The 21,940-nt window shown below is 61.9% G+C and carries 18 protein-coding genes and 2 pseudogenes; 10 read left to right on the top strand and 10 right to left on the bottom strand.

Going from position 1 to position 21,940, the window contains the following annotated elements; genetic code table 11:
• The first annotated feature begins 34 nt into the window (after positions 1–34).
• From paoA to paoC, 3 genes are read left to right on the top strand one after another with little or no spacing between them, the layout of a single operon-like run.
• Positions 35–658, top strand: coding sequence for an aldehyde dehydrogenase iron-sulfur subunit PaoA (paoA, locus tag B1722_RS11770; RefSeq protein ID WP_041073480.1), 624 nt, complete (start codon positions 35–37; stop codon positions 656–658).
• On the top strand, positions 655–1,611 hold the full coding sequence (locus B1722_RS11765) for a xanthine dehydrogenase family protein subunit M (protein WP_086792601.1): 957 nt from the start codon (positions 655–657) through the stop codon (positions 1,609–1,611). The genes paoA and B1722_RS11765 overlap by 4 nt, the downstream gene beginning before the upstream one ends.
• Entirely contained in the window at positions 1,608–3,803 is a 2,196-nt protein-coding gene (gene paoC, locus B1722_RS11760; RefSeq protein ID WP_086792599.1) for an aldehyde oxidoreductase molybdenum-binding subunit PaoC, read from the top strand. The genes B1722_RS11765 and paoC overlap by 4 nt, the downstream gene beginning before the upstream one ends.
• A gap of 181 nt (positions 3,804–3,984) precedes the next feature.
• Here the strand turns inward: paoC and B1722_RS11755 are convergent, their stop codons facing one another.
• Positions 3,985–4,407 (bottom strand): cupin domain-containing protein, encoded by a 423-nt coding sequence (locus tag B1722_RS11755; RefSeq protein ID WP_041073486.1) that lies wholly within the window; start codon positions 4,405–4,407, stop codon positions 3,985–3,987.
• A gap of 198 nt (positions 4,408–4,605) precedes the next feature.
• Between B1722_RS11755 and B1722_RS11750 the strand changes: the two genes are divergently transcribed.
• Positions 4,606–5,547 (top strand): LysR family transcriptional regulator, encoded by a 942-nt coding sequence (locus tag B1722_RS11750; protein ID WP_052510613.1) that lies wholly within the window; start codon positions 4,606–4,608, stop codon positions 5,545–5,547.
• Here B1722_RS11750 and B1722_RS11745 read toward each other — a convergent pair.
• The gene (locus tag B1722_RS11745) at positions 5,504–6,463 is read right to left on the bottom strand and encodes an aldo/keto reductase (RefSeq protein ID WP_174377062.1); all 960 of its coding nucleotides are present in this window, start codon (positions 6,461–6,463) and stop codon (positions 5,504–5,506) included. The genes B1722_RS11750 and B1722_RS11745 overlap by 44 nt on opposite strands.
• A gap of 112 nt (positions 6,464–6,575) precedes the next feature.
• Here B1722_RS11745 and B1722_RS11740 point away from each other — a divergent pair, with 112 nt between their 5' ends.
• Together B1722_RS11740 and B1722_RS11735 are read left to right on the top strand one after the other, a co-directional pair.
• A complete protein-coding gene (locus B1722_RS11740; RefSeq protein ID WP_086792597.1) occupies positions 6,576–7,349 on the top strand; it encodes an alpha/beta hydrolase in 774 nt (257 codons plus the stop codon).
• A 174-nt stretch (positions 7,350–7,523) separates the two neighbouring features.
• A complete protein-coding gene (locus B1722_RS11735; RefSeq protein ID WP_041073492.1) occupies positions 7,524–8,390 on the top strand; it encodes a CAP domain-containing protein in 867 nt (288 codons plus the stop codon).
• Positions 8,391–8,520: 130 nt separating this feature from the next.
• On the opposite strand, the gene B1722_RS11730 is transcribed toward B1722_RS11735, so the two are convergent.
• Together B1722_RS11730 and B1722_RS11725 are read right to left on the bottom strand one after the other, a co-directional pair.
• Positions 8,521–9,153: a PQQ-binding-like beta-propeller repeat protein gene (locus B1722_RS11730; RefSeq protein WP_041073494.1), complete on the bottom strand. Its 633-nt coding sequence runs from the start codon at positions 9,151–9,153 to the stop codon at positions 8,521–8,523.
• A gap of 31 nt (positions 9,154–9,184) precedes the next feature.
• Positions 9,185–10,396 (bottom strand): helix-turn-helix domain-containing protein, encoded by a 1,212-nt coding sequence (locus B1722_RS11725; RefSeq protein WP_086792595.1) that lies wholly within the window; start codon positions 10,394–10,396, stop codon positions 9,185–9,187.
• Between the two features lie 517 nt (positions 10,397–10,913).
• Between B1722_RS11725 and B1722_RS11715 the strand changes: the two genes are divergently transcribed.
• Positions 10,914–11,345, top strand: coding sequence for a nuclear transport factor 2 family protein (locus B1722_RS11715; protein WP_041073499.1), 432 nt, complete (start codon positions 10,914–10,916; stop codon positions 11,343–11,345).
• A gap of 70 nt (positions 11,346–11,415) precedes the next feature.
• Here the strand turns inward: B1722_RS11715 and mqo are convergent, their stop codons facing one another.
• From mqo to B1722_RS30110, 3 genes and pseudogenes are all read right to left on the bottom strand, one after another.
• Positions 11,416–13,059 (bottom strand): malate dehydrogenase (quinone), encoded by a 1,644-nt coding sequence (gene mqo, locus B1722_RS11710; RefSeq protein ID WP_041073501.1) that lies wholly within the window; start codon positions 13,057–13,059, stop codon positions 11,416–11,418.
• A 476-nt stretch (positions 13,060–13,535) separates the two neighbouring features.
• Entirely contained in the window at positions 13,536–14,261 is a 726-nt protein-coding gene (locus tag B1722_RS30115; protein WP_371851374.1) for a methyl-accepting chemotaxis protein, read from the bottom strand.
• A 129-nt stretch (positions 14,262–14,390) separates the two neighbouring features.
• Positions 14,391–15,149: pseudogene (locus tag B1722_RS30110) on the bottom strand (MCP four helix bundle domain-containing protein); the annotation flags it as partial.
• Between the two features lie 186 nt (positions 15,150–15,335).
• Here B1722_RS30110 and B1722_RS11700 point away from each other — a divergent pair.
• Complete coding sequence (locus tag B1722_RS11700) at positions 15,336–15,650, top strand: DUF2388 domain-containing protein (RefSeq protein ID WP_025111286.1); 315 nt, start codon at positions 15,336–15,338, stop codon at positions 15,648–15,650.
• A gap of 68 nt (positions 15,651–15,718) precedes the next feature.
• Positions 15,719–16,141, top strand: coding sequence for a hypothetical protein (locus tag B1722_RS11695; RefSeq protein WP_041073505.1), 423 nt, complete (start codon positions 15,719–15,721; stop codon positions 16,139–16,141).
• On the opposite strand, the gene ligD is transcribed toward B1722_RS11695, so the two are convergent.
• The 3 genes from ligD to B1722_RS11680 are packed head-to-tail and all read right to left on the bottom strand — an operon-like array spanning position 16,142 to position 21,088.
• The gene (gene ligD, locus B1722_RS11690) at positions 16,142–18,727 is read right to left on the bottom strand and encodes a DNA ligase D (RefSeq protein ID WP_086792591.1); all 2,586 of its coding nucleotides are present in this window, start codon (positions 18,725–18,727) and stop codon (positions 16,142–16,144) included.
• 17 nt (positions 18,728–18,744) lie between these two features.
• Complete coding sequence (locus B1722_RS11685; protein ID WP_086792588.1) at positions 18,745–19,698, bottom strand: class I SAM-dependent methyltransferase; 954 nt, start codon at positions 19,696–19,698, stop codon at positions 18,745–18,747.
• Positions 19,699–19,708: 10 nt separating this feature from the next.
• Positions 19,709–21,088 carry an iron-containing redox enzyme family protein gene (locus B1722_RS11680; RefSeq protein WP_086792587.1) on the bottom strand — a complete coding sequence of 460 codons (1,380 nt, stop codon included), beginning with the start codon at positions 21,086–21,088 and terminating at the stop codon, positions 19,709–19,711.
• Positions 21,089–21,424: 336 nt separating this feature from the next.
• Here B1722_RS11680 and B1722_RS11675 point away from each other — a divergent pair.
• A pseudogene (locus tag B1722_RS11675) lies at positions 21,425–21,883 on the top strand (transposase).
• Positions 21,884–21,940: the final 57 nt, after the last annotated feature.

The following is a 21,940-nucleotide window of genomic DNA, read 5'->3' as shown; positions in this document are numbered from 1 at the left end:
TGCCGTCCTGATTAAGCCAGAGAGGAATCGAAGCATGACGATTTCCCGACGAAGATTCCTGATCCTCGGCGCGGTGACCGCCACCGCGTTTGCAATGCCCCCTTTCATCAGCCTCAAGGCCTACGCGGCCAGTCTGGAGCAACCCGCCATGGCCAAACTGACCATCAACGTCAACGGTACACCCCAAGCCCTTGAGGTCGACAACCGCACCACCCTGCTTGATGCTCTGCGCGAACACCTGCACCTGACCGGCAGCAAGAAAGGCTGCGACCACGGCCAGTGCGGCGCCTGCACCGTCATCGCCGACGGCCGTCGAATCAACTCCTGCCTGACGCTTGCGGTGATGCATGAAGGCAGCGAGATCACCACCATCGAAGGTCTCGGCATGCCCGACAACCTGCACCCGATGCAGGCCGCGTTCATCAAGCACGACGGCTACCAGTGCGGCTATTGCACGCCGGGGCAGATCTGTTCGGCGGTGGCGGTGCTCAAGGAAATTCGCGAGGGCATCCCCAGCCACGTCAGCCCCAGCCTGACCGAGGCGCCACAACTGATCGCCAGCGAATTCCAGGAGCGCATGAGCGGCAACATCTGCCGCTGCGGCGCCTACTCGAACATCATCGAAGCCATCACTGAAGTTGCGCAGGTGCCAGCATGAGAGCGTTCAATTACAGCCGCGCCGACTCCCCCGCCGCAGCCGCAACGCTGGCGGCGCAGATTGAAGGCGCGAAGTTCATCGCCGGTGGCACCAACCTGCTGGACCTGATGAAACTCGACATCGAAACCCCGCTGCACCTGATCGACGTCAACCACTTGGGCCTCGATCAGATCGAAGCCACACCTGAAGGCGGATTGCGCATCGGCGCGCTGGTGCGCAACACCGATCTGGCCGCCGACAGCCGCGTGCGCAAGGATTACGCGCTGCTCTCCCGCGCCTTGCTCGCCGGCGCTTCCGGTCAGTTGCGCAACATGGCGAGTACTGCCGGCAACCTGCTGCAACGCACGCGCTGCCCGTACTTTTATGATGTCAATCAGGCCTGCAACAAACGCCAGCCCGGCAGCGGCTGCGCGGCGATTGGCGGGGTCAGTCGGCAACTGGGACTGATCGGCGTCAGCGACGCGTGCATAGCCACTCACCCCAGCGACATGGCAATTGCCATGCGCGCCCTCGACGCGCAGGTTGAAACGGTGAAGCCGGACGGCAGCACACGCAGCATCGCCATCGCCGATTTCCATCAACTGCCAGGCAATACGCCGAACATAGAAACCAGCCTCACGCCCGGCGAGTTCATCACTTCGGTAACCCTGCCCGCCCCGGTTGGCGGCACGCACATTTATCACAAGGTGCGCGATCGCTCGTCGTACGCTTTCGCGCTGGTGTCGGTCGGTCTGATCCTGCAAAAGGACGGCAGCGGCCGTGTGGCGGTCGGCGGTATTGCGCCGAAACCGTGGCGGGTGGAAGCCGCCGACGCGTTGCTGCCCAAAGGCGCAAAAGCCGTCAGCGAACGCTTGCTCGACGGTGCCACGCCAACCCACGACAACCAATTCAAACTGACCCTGGTCGAGCGCACGCTCGGCTCGGTGTTGGCGCAAGCGAGGGATGAAGCATGAAGTTCGACACGCCCGCCACCACCAACCCGATTGACCAACTGAAAGTCGTCGGCAAGCCCACCGACCGCATCGAAGGCCCGCTGAAAACCAGCGGCCAGGCGCCGTACGCTTACGAGCAGCATCAGGCCGTGGCGAATCAGGCTTACGGTTTCATGGTCGGCTCGGCCATCGCCAAGGGCCGCATCAGCCACATCGATCTCGACGCTGCACAAGCGGCGCCCGGCGTGCTGGCCATCGTCACCGCCGCCAATGCCGGCAAGCTTGGCAAAGGCCAATACAACTCGGCGCCGCTGCTGGCCGGACCCGAGGTGCAGCACTATCACCAGGCCGTGGCGCTGGTGGTCGCCGAGACCTTCGAACAGGCCCGCGCCGCAGCACAATTGGTCAAGGTCGATTACGTCACGGCCAAAGGCGAGTTTGAACTGGCCAACGTGCGCGACCAGGGTGTCGAAGACGACGAGTTGCCCGACGTGACCCACGGCGATTTCGACTCGGCCTTCGCCGCTGCGCCGGTGCAGTTCGACCAGACCTACACCACTCCCGATCAGTCCCACGCGATGATGGAGCCGCACGCGACGCTGGCCGCCTGGAAGGGTGATCATCTGACCTTGTGGACCTCCAATCAGATGATTGCCTGGAGCGTCGGTGACGTCGCCACGACCCTTGGCCTGCCCAAGGAAAACGTGCGCCTGATCTCGCCGTACATTGGTGGCGGCTTCGGCGGCAAACTGTTCATTCGTGCCGACGCGATCCTCGCCGCCCTCGGTGCGCGCCTGGCCAATCGCCCGGTGAAAGTCGCCCTCGCCCGCCCGCAAATGGCCAACAACACCACCCACCGCCCGGCCACGATCCAGCGCATTCGGATGGGCGCCACGGCGGACGGCAAGCTCAGCGCCATCGCCCACGAAGGCTGGTCGGGCAACCTCAAGGACGGCAAAGTCGAGGTCGCCGCGCAACCGAGCCAGTTGCTTTATGCCGGGGAAAACCGCCGGGTGACCATGCGCCGGGCGCCGCTGGATCTGCCCGAGGGCAATTCCATGCGCGCGCCGGGTGAAGCACCGGGGCTGATGGCGCTGGAAATCGCCATGGACGAAATGGCCGAGCAGCTCAAGCTCGACCCGGTGCAGTTCCGCATCCTCAATGACACCCAGGTCGATCCGGTCAAAACCGAGCGCCCGTTCTCCCAGCGGCGCCTGATCGAATGCCTGCAGACAGGCGCCGAGAAATTCGGCTGGAACCAGCGCAACGCCACACCCGGTAGCCGGCGTGAGGGTCGCTGGCTGATCGGCATGGGCGTCGCCGCCGCGTTTCGCAACAACCTGCTGCTGAAATCTGGCGCCCGGGTACGGCTGGAGCGCGACGGCAAGGTCACGGTGGAAACCGACATGACCGACATCGGTACCGGCAGCTACACCATCATCGCCCAGACCGCGGCCGAGATGATGGGCGTGCCTCTGGTGGATGTGACGGTGCACCTGGGCGATTCGAATTTCCCGGTGTCGTCCGGCTCCGGCGGCCAGTTCGGCGGTAACTGCTCGACGGCCGGGGTCTACGCCGCGTGCATGAAACTGCGCGAAGCGGTCGCCGGCAAACTGGGCATGAGCGGCAGCGACGTCGAGTTCGCCGACGGTCAGGTCCGCGCCGGCGGCAAGACCCTGCCGCTGCGCGATGCCGCAAAAGATGGCGAGGTCGAGGCCGAGGACAGCATCGAATTCGCCGACCTCGCCAAGCAGTATCAGCAGTCGACTTTCGGCGCGCATTTCGTTGAAGTTGCGGTGGATGCAGCGACCGGCGAAGTCCGCGTGCGGCGCATGCTTGCGGTGTGCGCGGCGGGACGGATTCTCAACCCGAAAGCCGCGCGCAGCCAAGTGATCGGGGCGATGACCATGGGCGTCGGCGCGGCACTGATGGAAGAGCTGGCGGTGGACAAGCGGCTGGGCTTTTTCGTCAATCACGACCTGGCTGGATACGAGGTGCCGGTGCATGCTGACATCCCGCATCAGGAAGTGATTTTCCTCGACGAAACCGATCCGATTTCATCACCGATGAAAGCCAAGGGGGTGGGTGAACTGGGGATTTGCGGCGTGAGTGCGGCGGTGGCGAATGCGATCTACAACGCCACCGGGGCGCGGGTGCGTGAGTATCCGATCACCCTCGACAAGATCCTCGATTCGTTGCCGGAGATGACCTGAGCAACCTGGAAAAGCCCCTCACCCTAACCCTCTCCCAAAGGGAGAGGGGACTGACCGAGTTGTCTTATGGGATGCGCCGAAATGAGAGGCCGTGTCGATTATGGACTCAGCGTAGTGCTCACAGACATCCCCCAATCGGCCCCCTCTCCCTCCGGGAGAGGGCTGGGGTGAGGGAGCCGCGTCACTCGGATCGCAAATACTGCTCAGCACTCACCTGTTCCATCCACTCCACCACAGCACCGTCCAGCACCTCGGCAATCGCAATGTGCGTCATCGCCGTGGTCGGCGCGGCGCCATGCCAGTGCTTCACCTGCGGCGCGATCCACACGGTATCACCGGGGCGGATCTCGCGAACCGGTTGCCCCCACTCCTGCACAAAACCTGAACCGGCGGTGACGATCAGCGTCTGACCCAACGGATGGGTATGCCACGCGGTGCGTGCGCCCGGCTCGAAAGTCACCGTGGCGCCGCTGACGCGCGCCGCATCGCTGCCTTTGAACGGTGCGTCAACGCGCACGGTGCCGGTGAACCAGTCCGTCGGGCCTTTGGCCGACGGTTGCGAGCCGTTGGGGGTGACGGTAACGCCTGAGATATGTGCATTCATCACAAGACTCCAAATCTGAAAGAGACCTCCCTGTAGGAGCTGCTGCCGGCTGCGATCTTTTGATCTTTGATTTTCAAAAACAACATCAAAAGATCGCAGCCTGCGGCAGCTCCTACAGGGAACTTGCGTCACTTTAGCGAGCCGTACTCTTCAGATAATCGACTAGAATTCGAAAAAACTTATGCAGGACACTCATCAATGCTTCGAGAAAACGCCAGTGACCTGCTCGCCTTCCTTGCCGTGGCCCGCGAGCGCAGCTTCACCAAAGCCGCGGCCAGACTGGGCGTTTCACAATCGGCGCTCAGCCATACCATTCGCGCCCTCGAAGCGCGCCTTGGCCTGCGCTTGCTGACGCGCACCACCCGCAGCGTCTCGCCCACCGAGGCTGGCGAACATCTGCTGCAAACCATCGGCCCGCGCTTCGAAGAGATCGAGCAGGAACTGGCGGCGCTGAGCAACCTGCGCGAGACGCCCGCAGGCCGGATCCGCATCAGTGCCACCGACCATTCGCTGAATTGGCTGTTGCGTCCGGTGCTCAAGGAATTCCTGCCCCAATACCCGGACATCGCCGTCGAGGTGATCTGCGACTACGGTTTCGTTGACATCGCCGGGCAAGGCTTCGACGCCGGCGTGCGGCTGGGCGAAGATGTCGCGCAAGGCATGATTGCCACCCGCATCGGCCCGGACATGCGCATGGCGGTGGTCGGCGCCCCTGCTTACTTCGCCAAGCGTGAACAGCCGCAAACACCACGAGACCTGACCGCCCATGCCTGTAACAACCTGCGCCTGCCCACCAACGGCGGTCTGTACACCTGGGAGTTCGAGAAGGACGGCGAAAGCCTCAAGGTGCGGGTTTCCGGGCAAGTCACCCTCAATGGCGTGTATCCGCTGCTCGACGCCGCACTTGACGGTTTTGGCCTGAGCTACATTCCGGAAAACATCGTTGCGCCCTATCTGGCCGATGGGCGTCTGCTGCAAGTGCTGGCCGACTGGTGCCCGACGTTTGCCGGTTATCACCTGTATTACCCGAGTCGACGGCAGGCGGCGCCGGCGTTTGCGTTGCTGGTCGAGGCATTGCGTTATCGCGGGCAGGCAGCTATCCCAGCAGTGCAATCAACTGATGCCGCTGCGCATCGGTGAGCATCGGCCCGAACCCGGCGCCGGCGTTGTCGGTCATGTAGCGCGGATTGCCGGTGCCGGGAATCACGCAGGTCACCGCCGGGTGCGACAGCAAAAACTTCAGCGCCAGTTGCGGCCAACTGTTGACCTGCACGTCCGACACCCACGCCGGCAGCGGCTTGCCCCTGAGCCGCTCAAGCAACCCGCCACCGCCAAACGGCCGGTTGCAGATCACCGCGACCCCGCGCTCGCGGCACAACGGCAGAATGCGTTTTTCCACGCCACGGTCATCGAGGGCATAATTGATTTGCAGAAAATCGAGTGGTTCAGCCTTGAGCACTGCTTCGACTTCGTCGTAAGCCGAGGGCATGTAATGGGTGATGCCGATGTAGCGGATACGCCCCTCGGTTTTCCACTCGCGCAGAGTCGGCAGATGACTTTGCCAGTCCAGCAGGTTGTGGATCTGCATCAGGTCGATGCGTTCGGTGCGCAGCAGACGGAAGGATTGCTCCATCTGCGCGATACCTTCCTCGCGCCCGCGCGTCCAGACCTTGGTGGCGAGAAAGGCCGGCGAACGCGGTTCGTGGATCGCCAGCAGTTCGCCAGTGGTTTGCTCGGCGCGGCCATACATCGGTGAGCTGTCGATCAGCGTGCCGCCCTTTCTGAACAGCTCGTCGAGCACTGCCGGCAGTTGTTTATAGGCAGTCTCGCCAGGCGCAACGTCGAAGCTACGATAAGTGCCCAGGCCCACCACGGGCAGTCGTTCGGCGCTGGAAGGGATGGCGCGGGTCTGCATGGTCTGGTCTCCTGCCTGGTTCGGCGAAGTGGCAGTCGGCGTCATGGCAGTGGCCAACGCCCGGTCAAAGCTCAGCACCGCCGAAACCCCGGCAGCCAGCGTGAGCAATCGGCGACGGGAGCAACCCTCAGTGTGGCTCATGCTGGTTCCCCTGCTACGTGAATCTGTTGCACGTTGTGTGCGACGGCTGTCCCTCCACTGCGCTGGACTACACTGCGACAGCGAACACCCGCGTCCCGTTAAAGTTAGCCGAATGTCCAGAATCCTGATGTCAGTCGTCGCTTTGCTCATCGCCCTCTACGTTTTGCTGTGCGGGGCATTGTTCGTGTTCCAGCGTTCGCTGATCTATTTCCCCCAGCCTGGCAGTGCCGTGACCACGGCAGATTCACGGCTGAAACTGGCGATGCCGGATACCGATGTCTGGGTAACCGTTCGCGAACACGCGGGTCCGAAAGCGCTGATCTACTTCGGCGGGAATGCCGAGGACGTGTCGCGCAACCTGCCTTCATTCAGCGCAGCGTTTCCGGATTACGCGGTGTATCTGCTGAACTACCGGGGCTTTGGCGGCAGCGGCGGTTCCCCCTCGGAGGAAGCGATTGCCGAAGATGCGCTGGCGCTGTTTGACCGGGTCTACGCCAGCCATCCGCAGATTGCCGTGGTCGGGCGCAGCCTGGGTTCCGGAGTGGCGGTGCGGCTGGCGAGTCAGCGCCCGGCGCAGACATTGATTCTGGTGACGCCGTACAACAGCCTCGAAGAAATCGCCGTGCGCCAATACCCGTGGTTTCCGGTGAAATGGCTGCTGAAGGATCGCTTCGAGTCGGGCCGCTATGCCGCGCACATTCAAGTGCCGACCCTGCTGCTGGCAGCCAGCGATGATGAAGTGATTCCACGGGACAGCACGCAGCGGTTGCTGCAGAGTTTCCCTGAAGGCGTGGCGACGCTCAGGGTCGTGCCGGATTCGGGGCACAACTCGATTTCCGAGCGGGCGCAGTATCTGCAGTGGATGCAGGCAGTGCTTGATCGCTGATAGCCGATTATTGCGCCAGTGCGGACAACACAAAATCCAGGATCCCCCCCCTTCACACCCACCAAAAAAGCCAGTTTGCCAGCATGAACCAAGTGCAAAAAGCCCAGTCCTAGTGGCGCCGCATTCCGCGGCTGCCCACTTCAGCACTGTCCTTTCCCCTGAGTCTGCCGTCCCATGCGCCATGTCGTTCGCTCATCACGCTTCGTTTCGCTGTGCCTGCTGATCCTTGCCCCACTGTTCACCGAGACCGCCCACGCCAGCGAAGAGCGGCAACTGGTGGCCGCCATCAACGATTATCGCGCCCATCCGCAACGCTGCGAACGTCGCCCTGCCCAGCGCCTGGCGCCACTGTCGCTGAAGTCGAATCTGGCGTTGCCGATCGGCTATGGCTACGGCGGTGGCTTGCGCGAAAGATTGAAGTCTTCGGGATATTCGGCGGTGGCGGTGCGCAGCATCCGCATCGTCGGTGCCGGGGATGCCGAGGAAGCCTTCGAACAGCTGCAAGACAGCCACTGCACCGCCCTGCTCGACGCCCAGTACGCCGACATCGGCGTCAGCCGCGCCCGCGGTGAATGGCAAGTGGTGCTGGCGCAACCGGTGCTAGACAGTCGCGTCGGCGACAACCGCAGCGTCGGCAAAGCCTTGCTCGCCGAGGTCAACGCCGCCCGTGCACGCCCACGGATGTGCGGACGCCAGCGCTTCGCCGCCGCTCGCCCGCTCAGCTGGAATCCGGCGCTGGGAGCCGCCGCGCAAGGGCATAGCAAGGCCATGGCCTACGGCAACTACTTCGCCCACCGTGATCCAGACGGCGACATGCCGGCCGATCGCGCCCGGGCGGCAGGTTATCGGGGCCGGCAGATCGGCGAAAACATCGCCGCCGGCCAGAGTTCACCGGGCAAGGCGATGGCCGGATGGCTGGCCAGTCCCGGGCATTGTGCCAACCTGATGAACCCGATGTTCACCCAGGTCGGCGCGGGTTTTGCCAGTGAGGCGCGCAGTGATGAAGGGGTTTACTGGACGATGGTGTTTGGTGCGCCTTGATTCACCGAGAGATTTTCAGTGAAGCTGCTGGCCCCTTCGCTAGCAGGCTCGCTCTCACATTTTGCCCGGTTGAGGCTGAACCCATGTGGGAGCGAGCCTGCTCGCGAAGGGCCAGAACAGGCACCCTCCATCACTTGGGCCGCCGCACCGCCCGCAGCCGCCCACTCCCCCCGCCACCGCAGTAAAAGCGCTCGCCGTCATCCGCTTCCAGCCCGGAAACGCCTGTCCCCGCAGGCATCTTCAAACGCTCCAGGACCTCGCCATCTTGCGGATCGACCCGGCGCAGTTCACTTTCATCGCCTTCCCAGGTGCCATGCCATAACGCGCCGTCGACCCAGGTGACCCCGGTGACAAAGCGGTCTGACGCCAGCGTGCGCAAGACCGCGCCGGTCTCCGGATCGACCTGATAGATCTTGCGCTCGCGATACTGGCCGATCCACAGCGAGCCTTCGGCCCAGGCCATCCCCGAATCGTTGCCGCCGCCGGGCGCCGGCACGGTGTTCAGCACACGGCCGGTGGTCGGGTCGATTTTCTGGATACGGCTGTCGGCGATCTGGAACAGGTACTGGCCGTCGAACGCGGTGCCAGCGTCGGCACCGACCTTGAGCGTGCGCACGGTTTTGCCGCTGGCCGGGTCCAGCGCGTTGAGCTGGCCGTCACTGGCGAACCACACGTGCTGGCCGTCGAAGGTTACGCCGTGGACACGTTCGACGCCGTCGAACGGGCCGTACTCACGAAGGATTTCTGCGTTTGCCTGTTTCATGCTGCCTTCCTCGTTGGTAGGAGTGTCCAGCCTAGCCATTGCCCAACGACACCGGGAGTAACAAGATCGTCGCGAAACCCGGCAACGGCGGCGTGGTCCAGCGCCGCGCACGACCCACGCCGAACCCTTGCACTTTATCCGCCTGCGCCAGTGCTTCCAGTGAGCGCTGCACTTGCCGCTGACTGCAGCCCAACGCCAACGCCAGCGCCGAACTCGACCAGGATTCGCCATCGGCGAGCAAGGCCAGCAGTGTCGCGTACTTGTCCTCGACCGGCAAAGTGAGCAACGCCACATCGTCGGCGACCAAGGCAAAACCGCGCGCCGTCGCGATGATCCGCGCCAGTGGCTGCAACGCCGAACGCAGGCGACCGATCTCCACCCGCAGGCGTGCGCGATGGGATTCGTCGCTTAGTTTCAAGCGAAACGCCTGAGCGATCAGCGCCTCTCTCGACACATCTGCCGGCCACGCCTGAGCCAGCATCCGCAGCAGACCGAACAGCACCGGACGCGTCGCCAGGGCCACTGTCATCCCCGCGCCGCGCACGCTGTAGCGACACGCATCGACCACCAGCGCCGGCGAGGCGAACAACGCTTCAACCTGCGCGAGCGTCACGGTCTGAGACCGGCCAGACACAATCAGTTGCGCCGCAGGTGCATCGAGCATTTGCAGGGCCTGTTCGGTCTCTGCGGTCAGCGCTGGAATAGCCGCTTGCTGCGCCGCCCGTTGCGCAAGTTCCAGCGCCGCCCGCGCTGTGTGCGCCTGCACCTGACGCAGCGCAATACCGGCCGTCATCAATCCATGAGCGGCCCGCAACGGCGGGGGCAACGCGGTGGGATCAAGTGCGGCGAGCAACGCCTGCGCCTCATCGAGCTGGCCGATCAGCAACAGCCGGCGGATTTGCAAATAGCGGGCATGCGCAGCGTTCAGGTGATCGCCGTGATCGAGCAAGAGCTGCCGCGCCGCCTCCAGCGCTTTAACCGGCCAGCCCAGATCCCGCGTCGCCAGCGCCACTTCGGCCTCGGCCACGACGCAGCGCGCTCGGGACAACGGCTCGTTGGCGCCGAACGCCTTGACCGCCCGCTGCAGCAGCGCCTTGCCTCGGGACACATCACCGAGCTGAGCCATGGCGATGCCACGCAGCGCCAGCGCAGGCGGGTCTTCACGCAGGGCGACGAGCTTCAACGCGGCCAGCGGATCACCCACCGCGAGCGCACGGCCGGCAGCGTTGATCAACGAGTCCATGACAGATCAGGCACAGTGAACATTTCCGGGACTGGATATCCCGGTTTAGTCCAGTTAGCGGACGGACACCAGTACGGTGTGATGCGAGAAATGACAACGCGGTAGAAACAGCCGCGCCCTTCGATAAGAAAGGGCGCTGGAGTCTGGTGGAGTGCTGCCGGGGTCAGACCGGGGAAATCGTCGCAAGCATTCCGATCAGAATGGTCAACGTCAGAAAACCACCGAGGAAAATCGCCATCTTGTTCATGCTGCTCTCCTTAATGTTGAGCTTGCGGTGCACCGGGCGCTTCGGGATGAAGGGCTGCCGCGGGTGACCGGATTGCCGGGCTATTCTGAGCGCCTGACTGAGCCGGTTACAGAGGCAGATCCAACAGAAAAATACGGATCAGATACCAAACTGATCTGTTCCGGACATGGCGTGATATTCAGACCGGCACACAAAGATTCGAGGGCACGCCGCTTTGAACTAGAGTGATTGCCGTCGCGCGAAAAACAACAACAATTCCAGGAGTGGTCAATGTCCGAACTGAACCTGCACCCCAACGCCGCCGAATCCTTGAAGCGCTGGCACGAGATGATCCGCACCGGCAACCTCAAGGCCTTGCCCGAGCTGCTTGATCCGAATGCGCTGTTCCGCTCGCCCATGGCCCACTCGCCCTACCCAGGCGCGCCTGTGGTGACGATGATCCTCAACACCGTGCTCAACGTGTTTGAAGATTTCAAATACCACCGTGAACTGGCGACTGCCGATGGTTTGAATGTGGTGCTGGAATTCAGTGCCAAGGTGGGGACGAAAGAGTTGAAGGGGATCGACATGATTCGCTTCGATGAGAGCGGGAAAATTATCGAGTTCGAGGTGATGGTGCGGCCGTTGAGTGGGTTGCAGGCCCTCGGCGAAGAGATGGGGCGGCGGCTTGGTGCGTATCTGGCAAGCGCGAAACCACAGTAGGATCAGGCGCCACAAAAAAAGCCCACTGACCATTACCGATTCAGTGGGCTTTTGCGTATCTGGCGTCTAGTTACAGCGCCATGTCACGTGCAGCATTTTCCTTCGGCGCTTCAGCTTTCTCAGCTGCAGGTGCAGCCGGAGCAGCCTGACCGATCACCGGAGGCGTTGGCAGTTCGAGGATCTTGGCGGTGTACGCCCACTCTTGTGCCACTTTGGCCGGATCGTTGTTCAGCTGGGTGCCGTAGCTTGGCACGATCTGGTGCAGCTTGGCCTGCCACTCAGGGGTGGCGACTTTGTCTTTGAAGACTTTCTGCAGCACGCTCAGCATGATCGGTGCAGCGGTCGACGCGCCTGGCGATGCGCCCAGCAGGCCGGCGATGGAGCCGTCTTGTGCAGCAACGATTTCGGTGCCCAGTTTCAGCACGCCGCCAGCGGCTTCATCACGCTTGATGATCTGCACGCGTTGGCCGGCTTGCCACAGGCGCCAGTCTTCGGCTTTGGCGTTCGGGAAGTATTCCTTCAGCGCGTTCAGACGGTCTTCATCCGACAGCATCAGTTGACCGGCCAGGTACTCGACCAGCGGGTATTCCTTGATGCCGACCTTGGTCATTGGCCAGATGTTGTGGGTGGTGGTGCTGGTCAGCAGGTCCAGGTACGAGCCTTCTTTGAGGAACTTGGTGCTGAAGGTCGCGAATGGGCCAAACAGGATGACGCGCTTGCCGTCCAGAACACGGGTGTCCAGGTGCGGAACCGACATCGGCGGTGCGCCAACCGAAGCTTTACCGTAGGCCTTGGCCAGGTGCTGCTCGGCGATGGCCGGGTTATCGGTCACCAGGAACGAGCCGCCTACCGGGAAGCCAGCATATTCCTTGGCTTCAGGAATGCCCGACTTCTGCAGCAGGTGCAGAGCGCCACCACCGGCACCGATGAACACGAACTTGGCGTCGGTTTCGGTTTTGGTGCCGTCTTTCAGGTTTTTGTAGCTGACGCGCCAGGTGCCGTCGGCGTTCTTGGTGATGTCTTCGACTTCACTCGACAGCTTCAGGTCGAAGTTAGGCTTGGTCTGCAGGTAACCGGCGAACTGGCGGGTGATTTCGCCGAAGTTCATGTCGGTGCCCAGCGGGCTCCAGGTGGCCGCGATTTTCTGGTTCGGGTCACGCCCTTCCATCATCAGCGGGACCCACTTCTTGATCACAGCCGGGTCTTCGGAGTACTGCATGCCGGCGAACAGCGGGCTCGCCTGCAGGGCTTCGTAGCGCTTTTTCAGGAACTTGATGTTGTCGTCACCCCACACGAAGCTCATGTGCGGCGTGGTGTTGATGAACGAGCGAGGGTTCTTCAGAACGCCTTGCTGAACCTGCCAGGCCCAGAACTGACGGGAAACCTGGAACGCTTCGTTGATCTCGACGGCTTTCGGGATCGTCACGTTGCCTTTGTCGTCTTCCGGGGTGTAGTTCAGCTCAGCCAGGGCCGAGTGACCGGTACCGGCGTTGTTCCAGCCGTTGGAGCTTTCCAGGGCGACGCCATCGAGGCGCTCGACCATTTCCATCGACCAGCTAGGCTCCAGCTCATTGATCCACACACCCAGGGTGGTGCTCATGATGCCGCCGCCGATCAGCAGAACGTCGACTTTCTTTGCTTCTGCAGCATTGGCGGACGACATCCCCATCGCCAAAGCCAGCCCGAGCAAGGCTGTGTTCACTTTCTTAAACATCCGTTGCACCTATGATAAAACGCCTTCCGCCCGTCGCTGTTGTGGGTATGAGGGCCTTTGTCGCGACACTCAGGCCAGGGTCGCGGGCACCTTCACACTGCAATGTTGACGGGTGGGCACACAAGGCCGACGTACCGCATCGACCTCAGTTAATGTCCCTTCTGAACTGACTTTTTATCATTATTGGCTTCAGCTACTTGAGCGACAGGGATTCCGTCAGCCCGCCCAAAGGCAGGCAAACCGAATAAGGTCAAACCAAGTTGGCGCGAAGAATATCACGTCAGGGCAAACCCGCGCGTCTGTTCCCGACTTGAGAGTCTTTTTCCGCTGTTGGCGTTATCGGCCGGTTTGGGCTGAACATGACCTGAATGAACCTGATACCTGAAGCCTTTCAACAATCTTGTGTTGTGTCGCGGCCGGATGCGGTGTCTGGTATGCCTGCTCGCGAAGAGGCCGGATCTGTCCCAATCACGCCCTCACAACCGAAACCGGTCCACCGACAACGCCAGCGCCCCCGCCAGACTCGACAGTTCATCGGTGGTGTTGGCCGTCTGCCCGATGACCTTGCTGTTGCCCTCGGACATCCCGGCGATCATTTCCACCTGATGGGCAATTTCGTTGCTGGCCTGGCTTTGCTCGCCGATGGTGCGGGTGATGTCATTGACCAGTTGCGTGGTGCTGAGGGTGGCGTCGAGGATCTCGCGGATCGCCCGCTCGACTTCAGCCGTGACCGCCATGCCTTTGTCGACCTGAGCCACGCCGGCCTCCATGCTGCTGACCGCTTCGCGGGTACTGTTCTGGATGCGCGCGACCATCGCCGCGATTTCCTGGGTTGAAGCGCTGGTACGCGCGGCCAGACTGCGCACTTCGTCGGCGACCACGGCAAAGCCCCGGCCCTGCTCGCCAGCCCGCGCCGCCTCGATGGCGGCGTTGAGTGCCAGCAGGTTGGTCTGGTCGGCGATGCTCTTGATCACCTGAATGATGTTGAAGATGCCTTCGGATTCCTGAGCCAGCGTGCGGATCACCTGTGCCGACTGCTGCGCCGAGCGGGCGATGTCGTCCATGTCGCTGACCACCTGATGGATCACCTGTCCGCCGCTCTTGGCCAGCGACTCGGCCTGATTGGCCATGCCCAGTGCGCGTTCGGCGTGGCGGGTGATTTCCTCGATGCTGGCGGTCATCTGGCTCGCGGCAGCGGCCATGGTGCCGGCGGCGGCGCTTTGCTGCTGACTGCTGTCGGCGACCTGATGGCAGCCGTGGCTCAACTGCTCGCTCATGCCGCTGACGCCATGCGCGTTGCGGCGCACCACGTCGATCATGTCGCGCAGATCGCGCTGCATGGTCGCCAGGCTGCGGATCAGTGTGCTGGCTTCATCCTTGCCGGCCGGTTCACTGATCGGCTCGCTGAGGTTGCCATGCGCAATGCTTTGGGCGATGTGGTTGGCGGACTTCAGCGGCCCCATGATGCTGCGGGTCACCCAACGCCCTTGCGCCAGCAATAGCAACAGGGCGGCGAGCAGCACCACGCCGAGGGCGATGTTGGCATTTCGAATGGCGCTGTCGGTGGCTTTGCTGGTGTCCCGGGTATTGCTTTCAATCAGCTCACTGAGCGCGGCCATCTGCTCTTCAAGCTGAGTGAAGGCGGTGTTGAACGTACCGAGCTCCCGTTGCGCGCTGTCCGGGTTGTCCAGTGCCAGGCCGACAATGCGCTCGGCCGCCTCGATGTAGGTGTCCAGGCTGGGCTTGATCTGTTCGAGCGCGGTCTTGATTGTCGGGTTGACCGGCAGCTTGAGGTTTTCATCCAGTACTTCGCGAAAATGGCTCGCGTGCTCGTTGATCGAATCCCGCACTTCGGCGGCCGTGCCGGTACTTTTGCCCAGGCCCACCAGCATCGCCGAGTACACGTCAGCCCGCAGTGCATCGTGCATCATGTCGGCTTCCATGTGATTGCGCAGCGCAGTCATGCTCACCGCGTTGTCGCCAACCGCCGCGGACATCCGCGTATTCCCCACATAGCTGACCAGACTCACGATCAGCGCTGTCAGCAGGCTGGTTGCTATCAGCAACAGCAAACGCAATTTGATCGACACGGTGGGTTCCTCCTGAGGCGCGCCGAATGCACCTGTCAGGAGTTCAGTTAAGCTTATTTGTGCAGATGTGCCGCTTCAGAGCGTTTCAGCAAGTATCCGCGTGTTTGAACGGAACTCCGGCAGAGGTCGCACCTCTGAGATTATGTAGTCTTCCTTTTTGCTTCGCGCTTGTGGAGGAACACCGTCATGCGCAAGTTAGTGCTCGTTTCTTCTCTCCTGCTGTGCCTCCCTGTCGGCTCGGCTCTGGCCCGTGTCGATGCTGGCGATGTCGCCACCTCGGCGGGTGTTTCCGCGTCGCTTTACTCGACCTTCAAGGATCACAAAATGGTGATCCCGGCGCGCGATGACCTGTCAGCGTTCGTGGCCAGCGGCGGAGCCATACGAGGGGTTTATCTGGAGTCGGTGCTGCAACAGGTCCGGCACGACAACCCCGGTCTGAACGCCAGCGATGAAGACCTTGCCAACGCGATTCTGGTGCATTACGAAGGCCTGAATCAGTAGTTGTCACGGAGGCAGCGGCCGATGGATGGCAGCTGAAGGCACATAGGCAAAACAGTCCGACGGCCTCTATGATGGAGGCCATGACGACTCTTGCGCCGCCTGCGCCTTTGCGCTCACCCTGCCCGCCCGGCGCCTGCGATTGCGGGCGCGAATCGTTGCTGGAAAATCCCGGCAGCGATCTGCGCATCCTGCGCCTGACTCGCGAGCAGGAAAAAATCCTGCTCGCCCGCCTGGAACAACTCAAAGACCTCGCCGACCTGCGCCATTTGCAAGATCGCATGCACGAACAGTTGGGCCTGCGAGTTGAGGTTGCTCCGGGCTTTCATGAAGTGCGCACCATGCTCGGCATCGAGATTCAGATCGAAGCGCTCCCGGGGCTGTGCCGCAAGACGCGCAAAGCGATTCCGGCGGCCATTCGTCGAGGCCTGAGCAACCACCCTGAAATCGCTTTCGAACTCCTCAACGCCCACGACTTGCTGCGCGACACCTGATCATCTTTTCATGCCAACCCGCTTGCGCATCTCTGCAGTGATGCTCTGGCGGGTTTTCTTCATATCGGCCCACGGCGCATCGCCGACCTCGTTCAGGCGCTCATGGACATTGCTGATGTTCCACTGATTGCCACCCTTGATCTGCGCCACCTCTTCGCGAAACAGCGGCACCGACACCGGCAGCCCCTCGCGGGTGCGCGCCGCGTAGGCACAAATAGTGGTGGCACCCAAACCGTTGCGCAGGTAATCGATGAAGATTCGCCCCACCCGATTTTTCGGCCCGGACACCGCGGAAAACCGTTCCGGCAACAAATTCGCCATATGACTGACGATCGCATGGCTGAAATCCTTGACCTCGTCCCAACCGTGCTTGCGGGTCAATGGCACCACCAGGTGAATGCCTTTGCCACCGCTGGTCTTGAGAAACGCCTTGAGCCCCAGTTCATCGAGCACGGTCAGGGTCAGCGCAGTGGCTTCGACCATGCTTTTCCATGGGAGCGCGGGATCCGGGTCAAGATCGAGGACAAAGCGGTCAGGCTTGTCCAGATCAATGGTGGTGGCGTTCCAGGTGTGCAACTCGACCGTGCTCATCTGCACGGCGCCGATCAAGGCTTCGGCATTGTTGATCAACATCACCGGTTGACCGGTGACCTCCTTGTCCAGCGTGGTGATGCCGGGAATCGCCAGACGCTCGGCGTTTTTCTGGAAGAACAGTTCGCCGGCGATACCGTCCGGCGCACGCACCAATGCCACTGGACGATCCTTGAGCTGCGGCAGGATCCACTCGGCGACGCTGGCGTAATACTCGGCCAGTTGCATCTTGGTGGTGCCACTGACCGCATCGATTACCCGGTCGGGGTGGGTGATGCGCACCTTGCCGCTGGCGAGGCCCAGCTGTGACGGTGCTGCTTCAGCCTTTTTCTTTGCCGGTGCAGCCTTTTTCGATGGGGTGGCTTTCGCTGAAGTCTTCACGGGTTTCGCGCGCTCCTCGGTAATTGCCTTCGCCGGTTTGTCATTGCGCAGACCATGGAACACGGCATGGCGCACCGAGCCGTCCTTGGTCATTTCGGCGAATGCCACTTCCGCCAACAGATTCGGTTTGAGCCAGTGCACACCCTTGGCGTCGAAGCCGCTTGGCGGGTTGACCACGGCAGCCTTCTTCACCTGCAACGGCTTTAGTTGGGCAAGGATGCTTTTCAGGGTGGTGTCGTTGAACCCGGTGCCGACCTTGCCGGCGTAACGCAATTCGCCACTGTCGCGGTCATGCAAGCCCAGCAGCAAGGCGCCGAAGGCACTGCGCGCGCCCTTCGGATCGGTATAGCCGACAACCACGAATTCCTGACGATGCTTGCACTTGAGCTTGATCCAGTCGCTGCTGCGCCGCGATACGTAAGGGGAGCCCAGGCGCTTGCCGATCAGTCCTTCCATCTGCATCTGGCAGGCGCTATTGAGCAGCGCGTCCGGGGTTTCGTCGAAGGCTTCGGAGAAGCGCAGCAAGGGCTGCTGATGCCCAGCGAGCACTGTGGACAGCGCGGCGCGGCGCTCCTCCACCGGCACTTCGCGCAGATCCACGCCGTTGAGGTAGGGCAAGTCGAACAGGTAATAGACGATGTTGCCGCTGCTTCCAGCTTCGAACGCATTCTGCAGCGCCTGGAAGTCCGGCACACCGTGTTCGTCAGCGACCACCATTTCGCCGTCCAGCCACGCCGATTCCAGGCCCAGCTCGGCCAGAGCCTGCGCCTGTTGCGGCAGTTTGTGCGTCCAGTCATGGCCATTGCGGGTAAACAGCTGCACCTGATCGTGATCGATGCGCGCCATGATCCGGTAGCCGTCGAACTTGATCTCGTAGCTCCACTGCCCTTCCGGGGCGCTGTCGACCAGCGTCGCCAGTTCCGGCTTGAGTTGTGCAGGGAGCTTGGCCTTGCGCGCACCGGTGAGCGTAGCGGACGCCGTTTTGCGCGGTTTGGCCGGGGCCTTCTTCACCGGTTTGGCTTGCTCGGCGGCAAGCTTGGATTTGCTGATCAAGGTGCGCTCGCTGAGCACACTGTGCGGCTCGGCGCTGAGTACGTCGTAATCGTCTTGCGGGCGCGCAGCGCTGTCCTGATGTTTGATCAGAAACCAGTTCTCCTTCTTGCCAGGCATGTGGGTGCGCACCAGATTCCAGAGGCCGGACAGCTTCTCGCCTTGCAGTTCGAATTTAAGTTTGCCCTTGGCGTAAGCCTTGGCCGGGTCTTCCTGTGGAATCCACACGCCACGATCCCAGACGATCACATCGCCGGCGCCGTAATGCCCTTCGGGAATGCTGCCCTCGAACGTCGCGTAATCCAGCGGGTGATCTTCGACGTGCACGGCCAGGCGTTTGACCTTGGGGTCGAGCGACGGCCCCTTGGGCACCGCCCAACTCTTCAGCGCGCCATCGAGTTCGAGGCGAAAGTCATAATGCAGGTGCGAAGCGTCGTGCTTCTGGATGCAGAACTGCAGCGCATGTTCAGTCGCCTTGCTGCGGCCACGGCGCTTGATGGCGGCGGGCTCCGAGGTCGCCGAAAAATCGCGCATGCGGTTGTAGTCGTCGAGGTTCCTGGTCATGACGCACCTGCCTTGTGTCAGCCAATGCGGGTCACGGTCAGCGCGACCACGGCGATCCGGTCTACACGCTGGTAATCGGGGTTCAACAATTCCTCACCGAACACGTCGGGATCCAGTTCGCGATAGGTCCAACCGAATCGCGCCGAATCCAGGCGTGGCACCACGGTGTCGAAAAACGGATCACGGCCATCGACCATGGCCACGCCGGTATACAGCAGTAACGAGCCGCCGGGTGCCAGCCGATTGAGTGCCTGTTCGACGATGCGCAGCGACAACCCGGCCCCGAGTGAACCTCCGCCATTTCGGTAGGCGCGCCCGGCGGGATCGGCCATGTATGGCGGGTTGGCGACGATCAGGTCGAAGTGGCCGTCGGTACCCTGCAACACATCGCTGGCCTGCACCTCGACGTTGGCGACCTCGGCCAATGCCGCGTTGATCGCGGTCAGGCGCAGCGCGGCGGGGTTGATATCCACCGCCAACACTTCGGCTTCCCGCCGAGCGCGGGCAATCAGAATCGCACCGACGCCCGCCCCGCATCCGATATCCACCGCACGCTGGATCGGTGCAAAGCTCTGCTGCAGATGCGCGTGAATCAACTGCGCGAAACGGTAGGTGTCCGGACCGAAAAACACCGAATCGGCGGCATCGGTGGGATAGCCCGAATGCACGAACAACAGGTCATCCAGACTCGACCAGCGCACCCGGCTTTTCAAACGGCCGTCGTAGGCGTCAATCACTTGCGCCTCTTGCAACTGCCGCTGCTCGTCGGCGGACAACAACCCCGGTTCGAACGGGCGCGACCAGCCGAAGACATCACGCAAGGTATCGGCCACCTGCCCCTCGTCCCGCTGGTTGACCCGCTGATGGGTCAAAGGCGTCGGCGTGATGAAACGATAACCGTCGGCCTGCAAGCGTCGGCCGAGTTGCAGCAGCGTGAGGTCGTCGGCAGACAAATGTTCTTCCTGATTCATGGAGAGTTCCTTAGCGCAGACTGGATTTGAGTTCGATGAAGCGACGCGTTGCCAACAGCCCCGCCGGGTGGGCATGGCGGGCGGGTGACAGCCATGGGATCAGCGTGGCCATTTGCGCGTGACCGTCCTGGCCTTGTAGCGAGGCGGTCAGACGCTGCACATCGGGATCGTGTTCGGGCACGGCGGCGTCCGGGGTGGCGACCTGACGGCTGCGTCTTGGTGTCGGATTCTTCTCCGACGACGTCCAGTCGCCGGCGATCCAGTCGTGCAGCAGTTGCTTTTCATAAGGACTGAACACGCCGAACATCGCCGCACCGTCGCCGTCGATCAACTGCCAGAAACGGCTGGCCTGCGGATCCTGATTGCGCTTGATCCAGCCCTTGTCCTGCATCACCTGCAGAAACCCGGGCAGTTGCTCGGGCGTGGCCAGCCACTGATTGACGGTTTTGCCGTCGAAGCGGCAGTAGTCGGAATGCATGTGCTGACCGAACGGACGCTTGCGCTCGAGCATCGTCAGCACTTCCTGTTCCAGGTCGAAACCCTCGATGATGGCGCGGCTGCCCTGCCCCAGGTCGTTGAGTCGATAGCCCAGCGATACCCGGCGCAGAAACTCGCTGCGATCCGCTTCCAGCGGCAGCAGGTCGAGCACCGCCTGCACAGCTTTTTGCGCATGACCGGTGCTGGCGTTATCGATGGTCACATGCAGGGTGAAATAGTACGGATCGATGCCCAACTCGCTGAGCTCATAGGCACTGATCAGCAGGTGCAGCGGTAATTGCTCGTAACCGAGGTTGTAACCGATCACCTCCGGCAAACAAGCTTCACCGCAGGCACCGAGTGCCAGTTGCAATGCACCTTGCAAGTAGCGCTCATCGGCGATGGCGCTGGCATCCTGCAAACCGTGTTCAGCGAGCAGTTTGCGATAGATCACCACATGGTTTTGCGCAGGATTGCCGTCGCCGAGTTCTTCCAGATAGGTACACAGCAAGCCATCAAAACGCGGGTCGCGCCATTGCGCCAACAAGCCGTACAGCCACGCGCCATCGACCAGTTTGGTCGGTGCCACGGCTTGTAGAAAGTACAACGCGTGAGCCTTGTTGCTGAAGAACTGGCGCGGTCCGCCGGCCTGACGCTGTTGCAGGTAATCGGCGTACTGCCGGGCAACCTCGGTGCAGTGCCCGGCGACCCACTCCTGCCACGCCGACGGATCCTGCGGCAGCGCTTCGGGCAGCAGCGCGGCGCGCTGCAACTGCTCGGCGAGAAAATCCTGCGCGAGGGTGTCAGGCGCATCCTCAAGCAGCAATGCCTCATAAATACGCCGCAGGTCACCGTCGGCAGTGATCGGCTGTGGCTGCGCGCTCGGCGCTGGCAGGGAAGTCAGGGCAGTCATGTCAGTGTTCTCACTCGGTTGGCCGGTCAGGGCGTTGTTTCACGCCTCTACAGCAGCAGAGCAACCGCTACGGAGAAAAATTCAATCAACATGAAAAACGCCCTGACGGACGGCGATCAGCGCCAATTCTCTTTCACTTGATCACCTGATCACTTGATCACTTGATCACTGTAGGAGCTGCCGCAGGCTGCGATCTTTTGATTTTGTCTTTTACGATCAAGATCAAAAGATCGCAGCCTTCGGCAGCTCCTACATTTACATCGTGTAATGGCTTGGCCGAGCGGATTGTTTCGGGAGCGCTAGTGTTCAAGGACGATGGTTACGGAGGGCAAAGGAATGCCTGAAGCTGCAAAAGCCTGCGGTTTACGCAAGGGACGTTATTCGGAGGTTGGGCGGGTTTATTTGTTGACAGCGGTGGTTGAGCAACGCCGACCGTTTTTTTCGGATTTGAGAGCAGGACGACTATTGGTAGGGCAGATGCGGGCCGCCGATCAAGCGGGAATGGTTCATTCGCTTGCCTGGGTTGTGATGCCGGACCACCTCCATTGGCTGGTCGAATTAAAACAAGGCTCTTTGGCGCAATTAATGTGCCGTGTCAAATCGCGCAGTAGTCGCTCGGTCAACCTGCTGCGAGGCAATTCGGAGCCGGTGTAGCAACGCGGCTATTACGACCGAGCTCTGCGTCGCGATGAAGATCTTAAAGCCGCTGCCCGCTACATTGTCATGAATCCATTGCGGGCCGGTCTGGTAAAGCGTTTGGGTGATTACCCGCTATGGGACGCAATCTGGCTCTGAAGATCAACAGATCGCAGCCTTCGGCAGCTCCTACATTTGGAGCGCTTTTCCCCTGTA

Source organism: Pseudomonas sp. SCPG-7, from assembly GCF_002156405.1.
GTDB classification, from domain to species: Bacteria; Pseudomonadota; Gammaproteobacteria; order Pseudomonadales; family Pseudomonadaceae; genus Aquipseudomonas; species Aquipseudomonas parakoreensis.
This window is presented reverse-complemented; position numbering and strand designations above follow the sequence as displayed.